The sequence below is a fragment of the Comamonas sp. UBA7528 genome, from assembly GCF_002479375.1.
GTDB lineage: Bacteria > Pseudomonadota > Gammaproteobacteria > Burkholderiales > Burkholderiaceae_C > Comamonas.
Map to the genome: position 1 here is coordinate 304436 of NZ_DLMU01000005.1, position 17495 is coordinate 321930.

Below are 17495 nucleotides of genomic sequence, written 5' to 3' on the forward strand. Positions count from 1 at the left end.
GTTCAGGCCTCGGTCGGCAGCTGTGCCGCCCTGGGAGCCGGCTCCGACCGGCGCACCGCCAGCGCGCTGCCCATGGACGCCAGCACGATCAGGCCGATCGCCAACCACTGCACGGCACTCAACTGTTCGTCCAGCAGCAGCAAGGCCAGCACGGCAGCGACCGCAGGCTCCATGCTGATCATGATGCCGAAGGCCTGGGGAGGCAGGCGCTGCAGGGCCAGCATCTCCAGCGACAGCGGCACCGCACTCGACACCGCAGCCACCCCCAGCCCCACCAGCAACACCGAAGGCGCCAGCAGCGCACTGCCCGCGTGGGCCACGCCCACCGGAATCACCACCAGCGCCGCCATGGCCAGCCCCAGCGACACCGAATGCCCCACCGGCAGATGCCCGATGCGCTTGCCGAACAGGATATAGCTGGCCCAGCACACCGCCGCCAACGCCGCCCACAGCACGCCCGCCGGGTCCAGGCCGCTGACCGCATGGCCCAGCGGCAGCAGCAGTGCCAGCCCCGCCACAGCCAGCAGCACCCATACCATGTCCAGCGCCCGGCGCGACGCCCACACCGCCACCGCCAGCGGCCCGGAAAACTCGATGGCCACCGCCACGCCGAACGGCAGCGTGCGCAGCGCCATGTAGAAAGACAGGTTCATGACCCCCAGCGCAGCCCCGTAAAGCAACACGGCCCGCCGGTCCGCCAGCGACAGCTGCCAGCGCCAGGGCCGGCACAGCAGCCACAGGATCAGGGCCGAAAAGCCCACCCGCACCGCCGTCGTCCCCTGGGCGCCGACGGCAGGAAACAGCGTGTGCTTGGCCCAGGAAGTACCCAGACCCAGAAACACCACGGAACCGAAGATGGCCAGCCACGGCAGCCAGCGTGCATTGCGTATGTTCGACATGGCGAAAATATATTGCGCCACCCTTGGTTTTTTGCCTCTGAATAGACTGGCTTCACGCAACTTTCACTCATTCCATGCCCCACACTTCCACGCTGTCCCTGGACGATTTCGACCTGGCCATCCTGGCCCTGCTGCAGCGCGACAACACCGTGGCGCAGCGTGACATTGCGCAGGCCGTGCACCTGTCGGCCGCTGCGGTGCAGCGCCGCATCCGCAGGCTGCGGGACAGCGGCGTGATCCGCGCGGAAGCCGCCGTGCTGGATGCTTCCCGCCTGGGCCGCCCGCTGACCCTGCTGGTGGAAGTGCATGTGCACGACGAGCACCCACTGCGCACCGCCGGGCTGCGCCAGCGCGTCCAGGACGAGGCCGCCGTGCAGCAGTGCTACGCCATCACCGGGGAAGCGGACTATCTGCTGGTCATCACCGCCGCCACCATGGCGGATTTCGAAGCCATCACCACCCGGCTGTTCGGCGGGGACGAGAATGTGCGGCGCTTTCGCACCTCGGTGGCGCTGAACTGCCTGAAAGTGGGCCTGCAGGTGCCGCTGCCCGATGGCCCACTGCAGGTATAGGGCGCCAACACCAACCGAGGCGTTGCGCTGGCCTTCTCCCATCCGAACGGGCAGGACTGGAAACTGCTGAACCGCCACCTCGGGGCAGGCGGAGCACCGCAGAGACCCTGCGCATCAGGCTCGCACCAGCATGCACTGGTGCTGGTGGAATCTTCAGCGTGCCACCATCCTCTGCAGACCCAGCAGCACCAGCGCCGCACCGGACAAGCCGTTGATGGCCCGCTCGATACGCAGATAGCCGCTGCGCAGGGCCGGAATGCCGAACACCAGCGTGATGCCCAGGTGCCAGCCCAGCGACATCAGCGCCACCAGCAGCACCGTGGCACCATAGAACCACAGCGGCGCCGCATCCGGAAAGATCGCGGCAAACGCACTGGTCCAGAAAGCCGCGCCCTTGGGGTTGGTCAGGCCGGTCCACAAGCCGGTGCGGTACGCCGCCCAGGCAGATTGCGCCCCCAGCGCCGTGGCCGGTGCTGCGTTGGACACCGGCACTTTCCAGGCAGAGCGCAACAGCTTGACGCCATACCAGACCAGATAGGCCGCCCCCAGCACGCGCAATGCCGTGCTCAGTTGCGGGTGCCGGGCCAGCAAGGTGGCCACGCCCGCAATCGACAGCAGCACCCAGGCGATCGACCCGGTCGTCAACCCCAGCACCACACAGCGCGCGGCCCGGGCGCGGCCATCCAGCGCCATCTGGCTGAGGATGAAGAAATTGGGACCGGGGCTGGCCAGCACGGCCAGGTAAATGCCGGCAATCAGCAACAGGGAGGCAAAGTGGTGCACAGCGGTGTCCTGCAGAAAACGGCCCGCGCATGCCGGGTTCGGCATGCGCAGACCACGCCGGCGATTGTGGCTTCCGCCACGGCCACCGCAGAAGAAACCCAACGTCAGGCAGCGGCCATCTGCCCCGCCGGTGCACGCAAGCGCACCACGGCCAGCGCGGCCCCCAGCGCCAGCACCGCCCCCAGCAGGCAGGCGCCCTGCCACAGTCCCCAGTGCCAGGCCAGCGTGCCCAGCGCCGAGCCCGCTGCCGCACCCGCAAAATACCCCGTCATATAGACGGCATTCATGCGCGAGCGTGCCGCCGGCAGCAACTGGGCCACCGTCGCCTGGTTGGTGATGTTGAGGCATTGCAGGCCCAGATCGATCACCACCAGGCCCAGGGCGAACCAGCCCAGGTGTTCCCCACCCCACCACAGCATGGGCCACGCCGCCACCAATGCGATGGCGCCCACCGTGCAGGTGGTGCGCCCCAGGCCGCGGTCCACCCAGCGTCCGGCACGCGATGCCACCAGTGCCCCGGCCACACCTGCCAGCCCCACCAGGCCGATCTGCGCGTCATCCAGCGCCAGCGGTGCGGCCGACAGCTGCAGGGCCATGGTGGCAAACAGCACGCTGCACGAGGCAAACGCCAGCCCGCTGGCCAGCGTGCGCTGGCGCAGCGCGCGGTGGGTGTGCAGCAGCTCCAGCATGCTGGACAGCACCTGGGCATAGGCCACCGGCTGGGCCGTGCGCGAGGTGGGCAGCACCCGCCACAGCCACCAGGCCACCAGCACCATCAACAGCGCAGCCCCCTGGTACACCGCCTGCCAGCCAGCCCATGCCGACACCAGGCCCGCCACGCTGCGCGCCAGCAAAATGCCCAGCAGCAGCCCGGTCATCACCGTACCCACATTGCGGCCGCTGTGGCCGGGCGCGGCCAGCGCCGCCGCCATGGGCACCAGCACCTGGGCTGCGACGGAAAACATGCCCGCCACCACCGTGCCCAGCATGAAGCCACCCACCGACGGTGCACAGCCCGCCATGGCCTGGCCAGCCGCCGCCAGCAGCATCAACGCCACCGCCAGACCGCGCCGCTCCAGCATGTCACCCAGCGGCACCAGCAACAGCAGGCCCAGCGCATAGGCCGACTGCGCCAAGGTGACCGACAGTGCCGCCATCCCCTGGTCTACACCAAAGTGCTGGGCAATCGAGTGCAGCAGCGGCTGGTTGAAGTAATTGCCGCCCGCGCACAGTCCACAGGCCAGCGCCATCCACAGCAGCGCAGACCGGCCCAGCACGTGCGACACCGCAACGTTCTTCTCTCGCATTCCTACCAAACCATTTCCCCCGGAAAAAGAAAAACCCACCCCGCAGCCTGTGCCACGGGGTGGAAACTCTGAATTCAGAAGCAGCGTGTGCATGAAAACTGCACGGGAGCTGCGGGCGATGCCGCAACGCAGCGGCAGCCAGGGCCTGCATCGCGGGACGGGCGTTCTGCCACCGCCATGCGCAGGACATGCGGCGCCCCCGGTGCACCGGGACTGCAGGCATGCAGCACGGCAGGCGCAGACACCCGAAAAACACGGGCTCCGACCACGGCCGCTGCCTGGCATCACCGCACGCTGCGGGCCGCCATGGGCCGGCTCCACCGGCCGCCGGTCTGGGCGCGTCGAGCGCGCCGGGGCCACGGTGGAGGGCTGGAATTGTCCCGCAACCGGTGCGGACCTGCCCGCGCTCCAGCGCATACCGGGGCCTAGCACGGTGCCATCGCCGGCCCGGCGCGCGCCCGCACTGCGCGTATGCTTGGCAGCCATGCACCACTTTGCCCTGCGCCCTGCTTTGTCCGCCCTGTTGCTGGCGGCCCTGACCACCCTGGCACCGGCCACCCACGCCGCCGCATCCGAAGAGATCGGCGCCGTGGACACGGTGTTCAAGCTGATTGGCCCGGACCACAAGATCGTGGTCGACGCCTATGACGACCCCAAGGTGGCCGGCGTGACCTGCTATGTCTCGCGCGCCAAGACCGGCGGCATCAAGGGCGGCCTGGGCCTGGCCGAAGACCGCTCGGAAGCCTCCATCGTCTGCCAGGCCACCGGCCCCATCCAGATTCCCCAGCCGCTGCGCCAGCAGGAAGAGGTATTCACCGAAAGGACCTCACTGCTGTTCAAGCGCCTGCGCGTGGTGCGCATGGTGGATGCCAAACGCAACACCCTGGTCTACATGACCTATTCCGACCGTGTGATCGAAGGTTCACCCCAGAACAGCGTCACCGCCGTGGCCGTGCCACCGGGCACGCCGATTCCGCTGAAGAAGTAAGACCACGGCAACCTGCACCGGAGCCGGCTGCGCAGACGCCTGCGCGGCCCGGGGTGCCCGAGGCCGTTGCCAAAGCAGCGGGTCCCATCCGTCAGGGCGGCGCCCCCTGCACGGCTTCCGCCGCCACATCAGGGGCGCAGCTTTTGCAGGCGCACATCCCCGTCGCCCGCATCGCAGGCATGTGTCCACCCCAGATGCCGGTACACCGCAGCGGCCTTGCTGGCCGCATCCGTTTCCAGCCAGATGACCGGGTGGTGCCGGAACAGCGCGGCTTCGCCGGCCTGTATCAGCTGGCGCCCCACCCCTTGCCCCTCATGCTCCGGCAGCACGAACACGGCAAACAGGCATGCCTCGGGCAGATCGGCCATGGCAAAGCCCAGCACCTCGCCATCGCGTTCGGCCACCCAGGCACACGGCGTCTCTGTGATCGCCGCATGGATGGAAGCGGGCGTGATGCCCAGCGCGGCCAGTTCGTCCCAGGTGAGCGCATTTTCCCGGACCGAGGTCCGGACATGAAAGATGGCTTCAACATCGGCGGCGCCCGCCGGGCGGATGCGGAACAACGATGGAACGGATGAATTCGGAGGCATGTCCGCTATGGTAGGCCGATCGCCGCCCCTTGCACCTGCGCACAGGCGCGGCGCCTGCTGCGCGTCAGCCAAAGACGGCGTTGCCCGCATCCAGTGCCGGCGGCCGCAGCAAATCCTCGTTCACGCCCATGGCCTGGCTGGCGCGTTCCACGGCCTGCCACAGGGAGGCGGGCATCTGCAGAATGGCTTCGGGGGTGTCTGCGGCGTCAATCCAGGTACTGATCTGCAGGTGTTGTTCGTGGGTCAGCAGGTCCAGGTGCAGCATTTCGTCGATGGTTTTCATAGTGGCCTCCCTGGTGATGGCATCCGGCGCTGCGCAGCCCGCGCCGGGCTTGTGATTCCAATATAGGGCCAAAAGCGCCGGCCGCAAGCGAAGTGGCGCGTGGACGAAGCCGCTGCAGCCCCGGCAGCCGTCCCGGGCATTCAATCCGTGGATGGCGCAGCCATCGCCCGGCAGGCGTCCACAAACGCCTGCAGTGCCGGCGAACGCCGCTTTCCCGCACGCTGCACCAGCGAGAAATAGCGCTGCATCTGCGGCAGCAGGGTGGGCAGCACCACCAGTTCGCCAGCCTCCACCAAAGGCTGCACCAGCACACGGGGCAGGCAGCTGATGCCCAGACCCTGGGCCACACAGCGGGCAATGGCTTCGGAGCTGCCCAGGGTGGCTGCCGCATGCAGCTGGTGCAGGTGCGGCAGCAGCGCGTGCTCCACCATCTCGCGGGTGCCGGAGCCCGCCTCGCGCAGCAACCAGCGGGCGCTGCGCAGCGCGTCGGATGCCAGCGGCTGGTCCGCGGCCTGCTTGGCCAACGGGTCATGGGGTGCGCTGACGATGACCAGCTCGTCGCGTAGCCAGGGCTGCACCTCCAGCCCCGGCCAGTGGCTGGCCCCTTCGATCAAGGCCAGATCCACCTCCAGCGCCAGCACGGCTTCGGCCACTTCGGCGGTGTTGGCGATCTGCAGGTCCACCGCCACCTGCGGGTGGCTGCGCGCAAACGCCGCCAGCACCGGCGGCAGCACATAGCTGCCGATGGTGGTGCTGGCCGCCAGCCGCAGCCGCACCGGCAGGCCACTGCCCTGCACGGAAAACGCCTGCTCGATGGCGCGCGCCTGCTCCAGCAGCCCCAACGCCTGGGGCAGCAGGGCGCGGCCGGCATCGTTGAGCACCAGTTGGCGCCCGACCCGCTCGAACAGCTGGCTGCCCAGCGCACGCTCCAGCTGCTGCAACGCGGCGCTGGTGGCGGACTGGGACAGCGACACCGCCTGTGCCGCCGCCACGGTGCTGCCGGACTGGGCCACGGCACAGAAAATTTCCACCTGGCGCAGCGTCAGATGCAGCATGGACGCTCTCCTTTTCGCGTGTTCTGGTGCATGAATCTACCTGTTTCATCGATAGTCTTTACACAAACTATCGGTTATACAAATATAACCAAATTATCTAAAGTGCACACCGTCGCCCACGCTCCAGGCCGGTCCTGGCACGCTTTTCACTCCCGTGGACGGCCGTGTCTGCCATGTCCACTTCCACATTTCCCTTGTCCGTCTGGGCCCGCGCCGGCCAGCACCTGCAGCAATGGCTGCCCGGTCTGCTGCTGTGTGGCGCCATCGCCGCCGCCTCCCTGTGGGCCGCCACGCTGCCTGCCCTGGCAGAACGTGGGCTGAGCGCGCTGACCTTGGCCATCGTGCTGGGCCTGGTGCTGGGCAACACCGTCTACCCCCGCCTGGCCGCCTCCTGCACCAGCGGCGTGGGCGTGTCCAAGGCACGGCTGCTGCGCGCCGGTATCGTGCTGTATGGCCTGCGCTTGACGTTCCAGGACATGGGCCAGCTGGGCTGGGCCGGCATCGCCATCGACGCGCTGGTGCTCTCCAGCACCTTCGTGCTGGCCCAATGGCTGGGTCGGCGCGTGTTCGGCCTGGACCCGCGTACCAGCCTGCTGGTGGGGGCCGGCAGCGCGATCTGTGGTGCCGCCGCCGTGCTGGCCACCGAGCCGGTGGCCAAGGGCCGGGCTTCGGACGTGGCGGTGGCCGTGGCCACCGTGGTGGTGTTCGGCACCGTGGCCACCTTTCTCTACCCCGCGCTGTTTCACTGGAATGCTGCGCATGGCTGGTTCGAGGTGAGCGCACAGCAATACGGTCTGTACGTCGGCTCCACCGTGCACGAGGTGGCCCAGGTGGTGGCTGCCGGCGAAGCCGTTGGCCGCGATGCGGCCGACATGGCGGTGATTGCCAAGATGGTGCGGGTGATGATGCTGGCCCCGTTTCTGCTGGTGCTGTCATGGTGGCTGGCGCGCAGCAAGCGCCGCGCCGACCACCAGCCCACGGACAGCAGTTCCGTCAAGGCTGCCACCCCGAACAGCCGCATCACCATCCCCTGGTTTGCACTGGGCTTTGTGCTGGTGGCCGGCATCCATTCCCTGGGCGTGCTGCCCGCTGCGCTGGTGCAGGCCGGTGTGCAACTGGACACGCTGCTGCTGACCCTGGCCATGGCCGCCCTGGGCCTGACCACCCACATCGCGGCCGTGCGCGCCGCCGGCACCCGGCCGCTGCTGCTGGCCCTGGTGTTGTTCGGCTGGCTGCTGGGGGCTGGCTGGCTGCTGAATCTGTGGCTGCCGCAGTGGCTCTGACCGCCATCGCTGCGGTACCGCCCCATCGCACGGGCCGTCCATGCCGGCCTGCGCTCAGCAAAGAACACCAGGGTCAGGCGCTTTCCTGCTGCTGGCCGTGGTGGCCGCGCAATGCGGCCTCCAGCTGGTCCAGCACCTCCACCCAGTGCGCCCCCCGGCGGCGCAGCCGCCACAGCACCGCGGCCTGCGAAGGGGTCCAGAACCGGGCATGCAGCATGTCCACATCGGGGGGCATCGGACGGTGCTGGCGGATGAAGCGCAAGATGGCCAGCTCGTCCGCAGCCAGCCCGAGCTGCACGAACAGCGCTTGCAAGGTAGGGGCTTTGGAGGGCATGGAGGCTCCTTTCGCAGGCACACAGGTGCCTCTGCGCTGCATCCTGCAATGCGCCCTCGGCCACTGGCTGTAGGACAAGCCAGATGTTGCAGCCTGCCGGGCCAGTCGGCGTCACGGCGGAAAGCAAAACGGCCACCCGCAGGTGGCCGTTTTGCAGCAGCAGCCCCGCCAGCGGGGCCGGTGCTCACACCATCGCAATCGAGACAGCCTTGGGAATCAGATAGGCTTCCAGCGCTTCCGTGCCGCCTTCGGAGCCGTAGCCCGAATCCTTGATGCCGCCGAAAGGCATTTCCGCCGAGGCCACCGCAGGCTGGTTGATCCACAGCATGCCGGTTTCCACCTGCTGGCTGAGCTGGTGGGCGGACTTCAGCGAGCGGGTGAAGGCATAGGCCGCCAGGCCATAGGGCAGGCGGTTGGCTTCGGCAATGGCCTCCTCCAGCTTCTCGAAGCTGCGCATGGCCACCACGGGGCCGAAGGGCTCATTATTGAACACATCGGCATCCAGCGGCACATTGCCCAGGATGGTGGGTGCATAGAAGTTGCCGGCATCGCCCAGGGCCTTGCCGCCCAGCAGCACGTCCGCACCCTTGGCGTGGGCGTTTTCCACCAGTGCCTTCATGGCCGTCACGCGGCGGGGATTGGCCAGCGGGCCCATCTTGGAATCGGCCTCCAGGCCGTTGCCCACCTTGACGGATTCAAAGTACTTCACCACGCTTTCCGTGAATTGCTTCTGCAGGCTGCTGTGCACCAGAAAGCGCGTGGGCGAAATGCAGACCTGGCCGGCGTTGCGCAACTTGGCAGCGCCAGCGGCTTTGACGGCCAACTCCACATCGGCGTCTTCCGCAATGATCACCGGGGCGTGGCCGCCCAGCTCCATGGTGCAGCGCTTCATGTGGGCCCCTGCCATGGCAGCCAGTTGTTTGCCCACGGCCGTCGAGCCGGTGAAGGTGACCTTGCGGATCACCGGATGGGGAATCAGGTAGCTGGAGATTTCATGCGGATCGCCATAGACCAGACCGACCACGCCCGCAGGCACGCCGGCGTCCACAAAGCATTTCAGCAGCGCGGCGGGTGCGGCAGGCGTTTCTTCCGGCGCCTTGCACAGGAAGGAACAACCGGTGGCCAGGGCCGCGCTGATCTTGCGCACGATCTGGTTGACCGGGAAGTTCCAGGGCGTGAACGCCGCCACCGGACCCACGGGCTCCTTGATGACCTGCTGCAGCACATCGCTGCGGCGGGCCGGCACGATGCGGCCATACAGGCGCAGCGCCTCGTCGGCAAACCAGTCGATGATGCCCACACCGGCCAGCACCTCGCCCTTAGCTTCGGCCAGGGGCTTGCCCTGCTCCTGCGTCAGCACGGCGGCGATGGCGTCGGCACGTTCCTGCAGCAGCAGCGCGGCGCGGCGCATGGTGGCCTGGCGCTCGTGGGCACTGGTGTTTTTCCAGACCTGGAAGCCTTTTTGCGCAGCGGCCAGTGCACGGTCCAGATCGGCAATGCCGGCATGGGCCACATGGCCAATCACCGCTCCCGTGGCCGGGTTGTGCACAGCGATCTTCTTGCCGCTGGCGGCGTCGACCCATTGGCCGTCGATCAGGAGTTGGGTATCGGGGTAGGCATGCGACATGCGAAATCCATCCATGGCTGAGAGGGAGAGTCCCGGAGCAGTCGCTCCAGGGGCATTATGAAAACAGATGCTGTTGTGCATTGGCGCACAGGTTTTCAGTATCCAACGCCTGTGAAAACCTTGCTGCAAGTGCAGAAGCAGCTGCGTTTTTGATAGAAAGTGGATGCGCGCCCTCGGCGCCCATCCGCGACCATTCTAGAAAGTGGCGGACACCCCACTCAATACAGGGATGCACTGACCGCCGCCCCCCCCGGGCGCTTGAAGCGCAGGGCCAGCGCATCGGCGCTCTGGCGCAGCAGCAGCATGTCCATGCCCACGGCGACAAACAGCGCGCCCTTGTCCAGGCAGGCCTGGGCACGGTCGGGGTTCACGGCCAGAATGCCCGGCGCCTTGCCACAGGCGCGGATGGTGGCCAATGCCCGGTCGATGGTTGCCTCCACGTCCGGATGGCCCGCATTGCCGGGGTAGCCCAGGCTGGCGGACAGATCGGCCGGACCGATGAACACGCCATCAATGCCGTCCACGCTGGCAATGGCCTCCAGGTTGTCCAGCGCCTCGCCGGTTTCCACCTGCACCAGCAGGCAGATCTCGTCGGCGGCCTTGGCCACATAGTCGGCGTCACGCCCGAAGTTGGAGGCGCGCATCGATCCCCCCATGCCGCGCAGGCCCTGGGGGGCGTAACGCACCGCCTCCACCGCCGCGCGGGCTTCGTCGGCGTTCTGCACAAAAGGCAGCAGCAAGGTCTGCGCGCCAATGTCCAGATAGCGCTTGATCATCACCTTGTCGTTCCACGCCGGGCGCACCACGGCATGGCTGCAGCCCAGGCCCTCGCGCGGGCGGGCTGCCGCCACGGCCTGCAGTTGCTGCAGCATCTGCGGCACATCGGTAGGGGTGTGCTCGGTGTCCAGCAGCAGCCAGTCAAAGCCCGCGCCGGCAATCAGTTCGCTGACATAGGGTGACGGCAGGGTGGACCACAGACCGATCTGGGCCTGACCGGCTTGCAGAGCACGTTTGAAATGGTTGACAGGAGGCATGGCGGTGGAAGGGCAGAAAACTGCGCAGTGCTGATACTTGCCAGAACATAGCAAAGCTGCGCGGCCTCCACCGCCTGTGGCAGTCACCTGCGTGCCAGCACCGTCCCCCCCAGGCAGCGCCTGCATGCGCAGGCGCAGGCTAGCGTGCACCCAGGATTCGGCATTCTGGAGGTCGGCAATGAGCTGACGCATTTGCTGCGGCGTGCTGCGCTGGACCAGCAGCGCACTACGGCTGCGCAGCCAGTCCAGTTCGCGCTGCAGTTCCTCGGGTGCAATGCCGTCGCTGCGGGCCGTGAGCTCGCACAGGACCATCCAGCGCTCGAACGCCGCACGCAACGCGGCCTGCAAAACGGAAAGGGGGAGCACTGGGAGAGAGCCGTCCATACAGTGCGCATTCTCAGCAATGCGGGCCATCCCGGGGCATGAGAAAAAGAGATGCTCCCATTCCCATTCCGCAAAAATCTGGCACGCCCCTCTGGGGCGCCAGCCCTTGTCTCCCGGACCGTGTACAAAATGCAACCCGCATCTGTCGCCCCCTGCCAACACATGGCGGCACGGGCACCCGCGTGCCGTGCCGCCGGAAGAACCAAGCACTGCCGTGCGCCATGTCCCGCCCCTTGAAGGGCAAGCTCAGCTCGCCGCAATCCCCGCCGCCCGCGTCAGCTGGCGGTAGGTGGGCCAGGTGCGGTCGATGAAGGCGCGCAGCGCAGCGCCGGTCAGGGCCGGGTCTTCATCGGACAGGGTCTCGCGCACGCTCTTGATGCGCTCCGATTCGGTGTAGCTGCTGTGCACCAGCTGGGCCAGACGGTCGACCAGCGCCTGGGGGGTGCCGGCCTTGGCAAACAACATATTGCATTCGGGCAGGTTCTCGTAGGCGCTCCCACTGAAGCCGGCCTGCTTCCAGGTCGGCACACCCGGCAGCTTGGACGAGGGATTGCCCATGGCAATCACCACCGGCCGCACGCTGCCCTGCTTGAGCCCGCCACCAATGCCTGCCAGGGAACCTGCCCCCATGTCGATCTGGCCGCCGTACAGGTCCATCAGCATGGCGCCCGTGCCCTTGTAGTTGACCACGTTGAACTGCGCCCCCGTGTCCTTGACCAGCTGGTCCAGCATAAGCTGCCAGCCCGACCCCACGGCGTAGTTGCCCACATTGACAGGCTTCTTCTTGGAATAGGCGATCACCTCCTGGATGGTCCTGGCCGGGAAATCCTTGTGCACCACGCCCGGCACCGGCCCGACACCGATGGCGGCAATGGGCACGATGTCCTTGTCCGGATCCACCGGCAGGCGCTTGAGCAGGGCCGGTGCCTGGGCCGGCTGGCTGTGCAAGGTCATCAGCAGCGTGTAGCCGTCGGCCGGCGCGCGCACGATGGTTTCGGCGGCAATCATGCCCACGCCACCGGGCTTGTTTTCCACCACCACGGGCACGCCCAGCTTGGTGGACAGATAGTCGGCCAGCGCCCGCGACGTGGCGTCATTGGACGAACCCGGCGCCTGGGCCGCAATGATGCGGATGGGCTTGTCGGGCCAGCCCTGGGCACGCGCGGCCCCGGGCAGCAGGCCGGCCCCCAGCAGGCCGGCACCGGCAGCCAGCCAGTCGCGGCGGCGCCAGCCGGCGGAGGTGACGGAGGAAGAAGCAACTAACAGATCGGACATGGTGGACTCCGTCAAAACAGCGCGCCGCGTTCATCGTTGGTATACGGCGCACCGGGTTCGCATGCGTCCGGCGGCAGCAGCCAGCACGGACGGCCTCACTTTCGGTCTTCCACCGCCGGTAGGCGGCTGCTGCAGCGCGGGGCATGCGGCCCTTGTGGGGCCGGTGCACGGCACGCGCCTTGCAGGGGGTATCAGGGAATCGACAGCCTCCTTCAGAGATGCTGCGCCAGCGCGCGGACATCGGGCATCTGGGCCAGGCTGCGCACCGCGTCATACAGCGCGGCGCCGTTGCACGGCAGGCCGCTGTAGGCCACGCAGTCCAGGAACTTGCTGCGCAGCGCCTCGGCACTGAGCGGGTGCATGGCATGGCCCTTGGGGAAACGGATTTCTCCGGTCTCCAGCCGCCGGCCGTCGCGGGTGGTGATGCGCACGCTGTCGGCCACGGAAAACGCCGGATCGACCGGGTCGCTGCGCTCAGTGGTATGCACCTGCACCTTGGCCATCAGCGCCTGCATGTCGGCGCGCTGGGTGAAAACGTCGGTCAGCTGGGCCAGGCCCACGTCGCCGGCCACCAGGGCGCAGGCCACATCGAACTCAATGCTGAACTTGGCCTCCAGCCCGCTCACCGGGCGGTGGTTGCGCAGCATGCTGGCCTGGGCATTGCCAATGGTCACATCCACGCGCTGCACATCCTGGGGCTTCAGTCCATGGGCGGCCTTGAGCTGCAGCACGCCGTCAATCACGCGGTGGCCCGAGTAGCACACCGGATAGCATTTGATCGACAGCCCCCAGCTCAGCAACCGGGGGACACCGCCGATGGTGGCCGGGCGCTGCAGATCGCATTCACCGCTTGGCGACAGCGCGGCCAGGAAGCCGGCATGGTGCTCGAACACATCGGTGGCCGCCGTCATGCCCAGTTGTGCCAGGCGCACGGCATCGATCGCGGCGGCCGCCGCACGGCCCGCGTGCCAGGGTTTGGCCATGGTGCCGAAATTGGCCACCAGCCCTGCCGCCGAACTGGCGGCCAGCGACAGCGCCTGGGCCACCTGGCCTTCGGTCAGTGTCTCCCGGTTCAGGTAGGCCACGCCGGCCGCCGCACCCACTACGCCGAACACGCCGGTGGGGTGCCAGCCCTTGAGGTGGTACTGCCCGCTTTCGCGGCTGAACAGCTCGGCCCAGACCTCGTAGCCCACCACATAGGCACGCAGCAGTTCGGCGCCGCTGGCGCCCAGGCGGTGGGCCTCGGCCCACAGCGCAGGCACCAGCACCGTGCTGGGGTGGGCCGACATGGCCACATCGTCATAGTCCAGCGCATGGCCGGCCACGGCATTCACCAGGGCCGCCTGGGCGGTGCCCAGCAGTTGCTGCAGCGACGGTGCCGGCGCCTCGGCAGGGCCGGTGCCGCTGGCCGCCAGATGGGCACGCACGATGCGCACCACCGGCTCGTTCTGGCCCGCCAGCAGCGTGGCCAGCGTGTCCAGGGTGCCGGTCAGCGCCAAGGCGCAGGCCGCCGCCTCCTGGCCGCCAAAGTGCGGCGCCCGCACATAGCGCGCCAGCGCCTGCGTCAGCGGCAAGGGGGTCTTCGAGCGGGTGGGCGCCGCCGTCACCGGTGTCAATTCAGCTATCGGCATCGTGTTGCTCCATGGCGCTGCGCGCCCTTAGCCCGCCCCGGAACCAGGACCGCCCCTGCCGGAGCCGTCCACGCCGGGGCAACGTGATCGATGAACAGATCGACGGACACTGTGCCGCAGCCCCAAGAAAGCGTCATCTCCATTCCTCAGTACGACCGGGGCATGCCCAGGATGTGCTCACCCACATAGGACAGGATCAGGTTGGAGGAGATCGGCGCCACCTGGTAGAGCCGGGTTTCGCGCCATTTGCGCTCCACGTTGTATTCGGTGGCAAAGCCAAAGCCACCATGGCTTTGCAGACAGGCTTCGGCCGCATGCCAGGACGCTTCAGAGGCCAGCAGCTTGCCCATGTTGGCATCTTCACCGCAGGGCAGATCGGCCGCAAACCGGGCACAGGCACGGCGCAGCACCAGATCGGCGGCCTGCATTTCGGCGTAGGCCTTGGCAATGGGAAACTGCACCCCCTGGTTCTGGCCGATGGGCCGGTCGAACACCCGGCGCTCGCTGACGTACTGCACTGCCGTGTCGGTGAACCAGCGCGCATCGCCAATGCATTCGGCGCCCACCAGAATGCGCTCGGCGTTCATGCCGTCCAGAATGTATTTCAGCCCCTTGCCTTCCTCGCCGATCAGGCTGCTGGCAGGAATGCGCATATTGTCGAAAAAGATCTCGGTGGTGTTGTGGTTCACCATGGCCGGCAGCTTGCGGATCTCCAGCCCCTTGCCCTTCAGCTCGCGCATGTCCACCAGAAAGACCGACAGACCGTCGCTCTTGCGGGCGCACTCCTCCAGCGGCGTGGTGCGCGCCAGCAGCAGCATCAGGTCGGAGTACAGCGCCCGCGAAGTCCAGACCTTCTGGCCGTTGACCACATAGCTGTCGCCCTCGCGCACGGCGCGGGTCTTGAGCTTGGTGGTGTCCGATCCGGTGGTGGGCTCGGTCACGCCAAACGCCTGCAGGCGCAGCGTGCCGGCGGCAATCTGCGGCAGGTACAGGTCTTTTTGCGCCTGCGAGCCGTGGCGCAGCACCGTGCCCATGGTGTACATCTGGGCGTGGCAGGCGCCGGCATTGCAGCCGCTGGCATGGATTTCCTCCAGAATCACGGCCGCCGCGCGCAGCGGCATGCCGCTGCCGCCGTACTCCTCGGGGATCAGCGCCCCCAGAAAACCGGCGTCGGTCAGCGCCTGCACAAACTCCGACGGGTAAGCGCCGGTTTCCTCCAGCGTGCGCCAGTAGGCACCCGGAAAGTCGGCGCAGACGCGGCGTACGCTGTCGCGGATGTCGGCGTAGTCGGTACCGGCTTCGATGTGGACCACGGCAGATTCGGTCATGGCTGTCCTCGCACTGTCAATTGGCTGTTCAAACACGGACTCACGGGGGCGTCACTGCCCCGTGAAAACGGGGGGACGCTTCTCGTTGAAGGCACGCACGCCTTCCATGCGGTCCTGGGTGCCCACCAGGTGGTTGTAGGCTTCCACCTCGAAACGGTAGGCCGTGCGCAGCTCCATCTGGCCGCCATAGCGCACCGATTTCTTGATCTGTCGCACCGACAGCGGCGCGTTGCCGGCAATCACCGCCGCCGTCTCGTGCGCCCGTTCCAGCACTTCGCCCATGGGGTAGACGCTGTTGGCCACACCCCACTCCAGCGCCTGGGCGGCGGACAGCGGCTTGCCGGTCAGCAGCAGTTCCTTCGCCCGGCGTTCGCCCACGGCGCGGGGCAGGTTCTGCGTGCCACCGGCGCCCGGCATGATGCCCAGCGTCACTTCGGGCAGGGCAAAGCGCGCCACCTCGCTGGCATAGACAAAGTCGCAGCACAGCGCCATTTCCATGCCGCCGCCATAGGCGTGGCCGTTGACGGCGGCCACCACCGGCAGCGGCAGGTCGGTCAGCGTCCAGTACATGCGCTCGAACAACTCGTGCTGCAGCTGCCACTGGCGCTGCGTCATGCCGTTGCGCTCCTTCAGATCGCCACCGGCACAGAAAATCCGCCCTCCCGCACCGGTCAGCACCACGCAGCGCACCGGGCCGGCGTCCTCGGTCAGCGCGCTCCACAGCTGCAGCAGTTCGCGCCCCATCTGGGTGTTGAGGGCATTGCCCGCATCGGGGCGGTTCAGCGTCACCTGCAGCACGTGCGGGCCCACAAGCGCCACATCCAGCGTCTCGTAGGCGGTGTTCACCACATCCATCCATGGCTCCTGTGTCATGCCAGCTCCGGAAAAAGCAACTGCTGGGTATGGGCGCCCAGCGCCGGCGGGGCGCTGCGCACGCGCGGGCGCTGGCCGTCCAGGCTCAGCGGCAGCGCCACAAAACGCATGCCGGTACCGGGCACGGGGTGCACCAGATCCAGCGCCTGGGTCTGGGCGTGTTCCAGCATCTGGCCCACGGTGTTGACCGGGGCGCAGGGGACACCTGCGGCTTCCAGCGCCTCCACCCAGTGGGCAGTGGGCCGGGCTGCCACCAGCGGGTCGATCAGGCGGTACAGCGCCTCCTGGTGCGCCACGCGCTGCGGGTTGTCGATGAAGCGGGCCTGCGTGGCCCATTCCGGGTGGCCCAGCACGCCGCACAGGCGCTGGAACAGCGCATCGCTGCCGGCAGAGATCACCACTTCGCCATCCCGGGTGGCATAGGCCTTGTAGGGCGCAATGCCGGGCGCTCCCGAGCCCTGCTTTTGCACCTGCTGGCCGCTGGCCATGACCTGGCCGGCCAGCAGCGACACCCAGGTGGCGGCGGTCTCGAACAGCGAGACATCCACCGTCTGCCCCTCCCCCGTCTGGTGGCGGCGGTGCAGCGCGGCCAGGATGCCGATGGCTGCCCACATGCCGGTGCCCATGTCGACGATGGACGGTGCCACACGCACCGAGGCTCGGCCCGGCTCGCCGGTGGTGCTCATGATGCCGCCGAAGGCCTGCATCAGCGGGTCATAGCCCGGGCGGTCCTTGAGCGGTCCCACCGTACCGAAGGCCCCCAGGTTGCAGTAGATCAGCGACGGCTTGTCCGCCCGCAGCGTGGCCGCATCCAGGCCCAGCTGCTGTACATGACCGGGGCGCAGGTTCTGGATGACCACATCCGCGCGCTCGGCGATCAGACGGCGCAGCGCCGCCACCTCCTGCGCATCGCGGAGGTTGCAGACCACCGACTGCTTGTTGCGGTTCAGCGCCTGGAAATAGGCGCCCTCGCCTTCCCAGAAGGGAGGGCCCCAGCGGCGTGCATCGTCACCTTCGGCTTTTTCCACCTTGATGACCTCGGCGCCCATTTCGGCCAGGATCAGTCCGGTGAACGGTGCTGCCACGCTGTGACCCAGTTCCACCACCACCAGCCCCTGGAAAGGCTGGGCAGGTGGCGGGGAGGACTGGAGAGGGGGGAGAGACATGGCCGGGCACTTTCAAATCCGATGCATGAAAATGTAATGTACGTACATTTAATCCAATGTCCGGACAAACCCGCTTTGACATG

Annotated in this window: 17 protein-coding genes; 3 read left to right on the plus strand and 14 right to left on the minus strand. The window is 67.7% G+C overall.

What is annotated here, in order from left to right:
• Positions 1-2 precede the first annotated feature (2 nt).
• A complete protein-coding gene (locus B3349_RS07260; RefSeq protein WP_291587669.1) occupies positions 3-899 on the minus strand; it encodes an EamA family transporter in 897 nt (298 codons plus the stop codon).
• 74 nt (positions 900-973) lie between these two features.
• On the opposite strand from B3349_RS07260, the gene B3349_RS07265 reads away from it, so the two are divergent.
• Positions 974-1471 (plus strand): Lrp/AsnC family transcriptional regulator, encoded by a 498-nt coding sequence (locus B3349_RS07265; RefSeq protein ID WP_291587671.1) that lies wholly within the window; start codon positions 974-976, stop codon positions 1469-1471.
• A gap of 153 nt (positions 1472-1624) precedes the next feature.
• Here the strand turns inward: B3349_RS07265 and B3349_RS07270 are convergent, their stop codons facing one another.
• Together B3349_RS07270 and B3349_RS07275 are read right to left on the minus strand one after the other, a co-directional pair.
• A complete protein-coding gene (locus B3349_RS07270) occupies positions 1625-2254 on the minus strand; it encodes a LysE family transporter (protein ID WP_291587673.1) in 630 nt (209 codons plus the stop codon).
• 104 nt (positions 2255-2358) lie between these two features.
• On the minus strand, positions 2359-3561 hold the full coding sequence (locus B3349_RS07275; RefSeq protein WP_291587676.1) for an MFS transporter: 1203 nt from the start codon (positions 3559-3561) through the stop codon (positions 2359-2361).
• A 484-nt stretch (positions 3562-4045) separates the two neighbouring features.
• Here B3349_RS07275 and B3349_RS07280 point away from each other — a divergent pair, with 484 nt between their 5' ends.
• Positions 4046-4549 carry a CreA family protein gene (locus tag B3349_RS07280; RefSeq protein WP_291587678.1) on the plus strand — a complete coding sequence of 168 codons (504 nt, stop codon included), beginning with the start codon at positions 4046-4048 and terminating at the stop codon, positions 4547-4549.
• Between the two features lie 128 nt (positions 4550-4677).
• On the opposite strand, the gene B3349_RS07285 is transcribed toward B3349_RS07280, so the two are convergent.
• The 3 genes from B3349_RS07285 to B3349_RS07295 form a co-directional block, all read right to left on the minus strand.
• Complete coding sequence (locus tag B3349_RS07285; protein WP_291587680.1) at positions 4678-5139, minus strand: GNAT family N-acetyltransferase; 462 nt, start codon at positions 5137-5139, stop codon at positions 4678-4680.
• A 64-nt stretch (positions 5140-5203) separates the two neighbouring features.
• Positions 5204-5422 carry a hypothetical protein gene (locus B3349_RS07290; RefSeq protein WP_066540824.1) on the minus strand — a complete coding sequence of 73 codons (219 nt, stop codon included), beginning with the start codon at positions 5420-5422 and terminating at the stop codon, positions 5204-5206.
• Between the two features lie 140 nt (positions 5423-5562).
• Entirely contained in the window at positions 5563-6477 is a 915-nt protein-coding gene (locus B3349_RS07295) for a LysR family transcriptional regulator (RefSeq protein WP_291587683.1), read from the minus strand.
• Between the two features lie 173 nt (positions 6478-6650).
• On the opposite strand from B3349_RS07295, the gene B3349_RS07300 reads away from it, so the two are divergent.
• On the plus strand, positions 6651-7760 hold the full coding sequence (locus B3349_RS07300; protein ID WP_291587685.1) for a YeiH family protein: 1110 nt from the start codon (positions 6651-6653) through the stop codon (positions 7758-7760).
• Positions 7761-7833: 73 nt separating this feature from the next.
• Here the strand turns inward: B3349_RS07300 and B3349_RS07305 are convergent, their stop codons facing one another.
• From B3349_RS07305 to B3349_RS07340, 8 genes are all read right to left on the minus strand, one after another.
• A complete protein-coding gene (locus B3349_RS07305) occupies positions 7834-8094 on the minus strand; it encodes a DUF2789 family protein (protein WP_291587687.1) in 261 nt (86 codons plus the stop codon).
• 184 nt (positions 8095-8278) lie between these two features.
• Positions 8279-9721, minus strand: a complete 1443-nt coding sequence (locus tag B3349_RS07310) for an NAD-dependent succinate-semialdehyde dehydrogenase (RefSeq protein ID WP_291587972.1) — start codon at positions 9719-9721, stop codon at positions 8279-8281.
• A 218-nt stretch (positions 9722-9939) separates the two neighbouring features.
• Entirely contained in the window at positions 9940-10755 is an 816-nt protein-coding gene (locus B3349_RS07315; RefSeq protein WP_291587978.1) for an HpcH/HpaI aldolase family protein, read from the minus strand.
• A 630-nt stretch (positions 10756-11385) separates the two neighbouring features.
• Positions 11386-12414 (minus strand): Bug family tripartite tricarboxylate transporter substrate binding protein, encoded by a 1029-nt coding sequence (locus B3349_RS07320; RefSeq protein WP_066540197.1) that lies wholly within the window; start codon positions 12412-12414, stop codon positions 11386-11388.
• A 212-nt stretch (positions 12415-12626) separates the two neighbouring features.
• The gene (locus B3349_RS07325) at positions 12627-14045 is read right to left on the minus strand and encodes an MmgE/PrpD family protein (RefSeq protein WP_291587689.1); all 1419 of its coding nucleotides are present in this window, start codon (positions 14043-14045) and stop codon (positions 12627-12629) included.
• A gap of 146 nt (positions 14046-14191) precedes the next feature.
• Positions 14192-15373, minus strand: a complete 1182-nt coding sequence (locus B3349_RS07330) for an acyl-CoA dehydrogenase family protein (RefSeq protein ID WP_291587691.1) — start codon at positions 15371-15373, stop codon at positions 14192-14194.
• A 51-nt stretch (positions 15374-15424) separates the two neighbouring features.
• On the minus strand, positions 15425-16246 hold the full coding sequence (locus tag B3349_RS07335; protein WP_291587692.1) for an enoyl-CoA hydratase/isomerase family protein: 822 nt from the start codon (positions 16244-16246) through the stop codon (positions 15425-15427).
• Positions 16243-17412 carry a CaiB/BaiF CoA transferase family protein gene (locus B3349_RS07340; protein WP_291587693.1) on the minus strand — a complete coding sequence of 390 codons (1170 nt, stop codon included), beginning with the start codon at positions 17410-17412 and terminating at the stop codon, positions 16243-16245. Before B3349_RS07340 ends, B3349_RS07335 begins: the two co-directional genes overlap by 4 nt.
• Between the last annotated feature and the right edge of the window lie 83 nt (positions 17413-17495).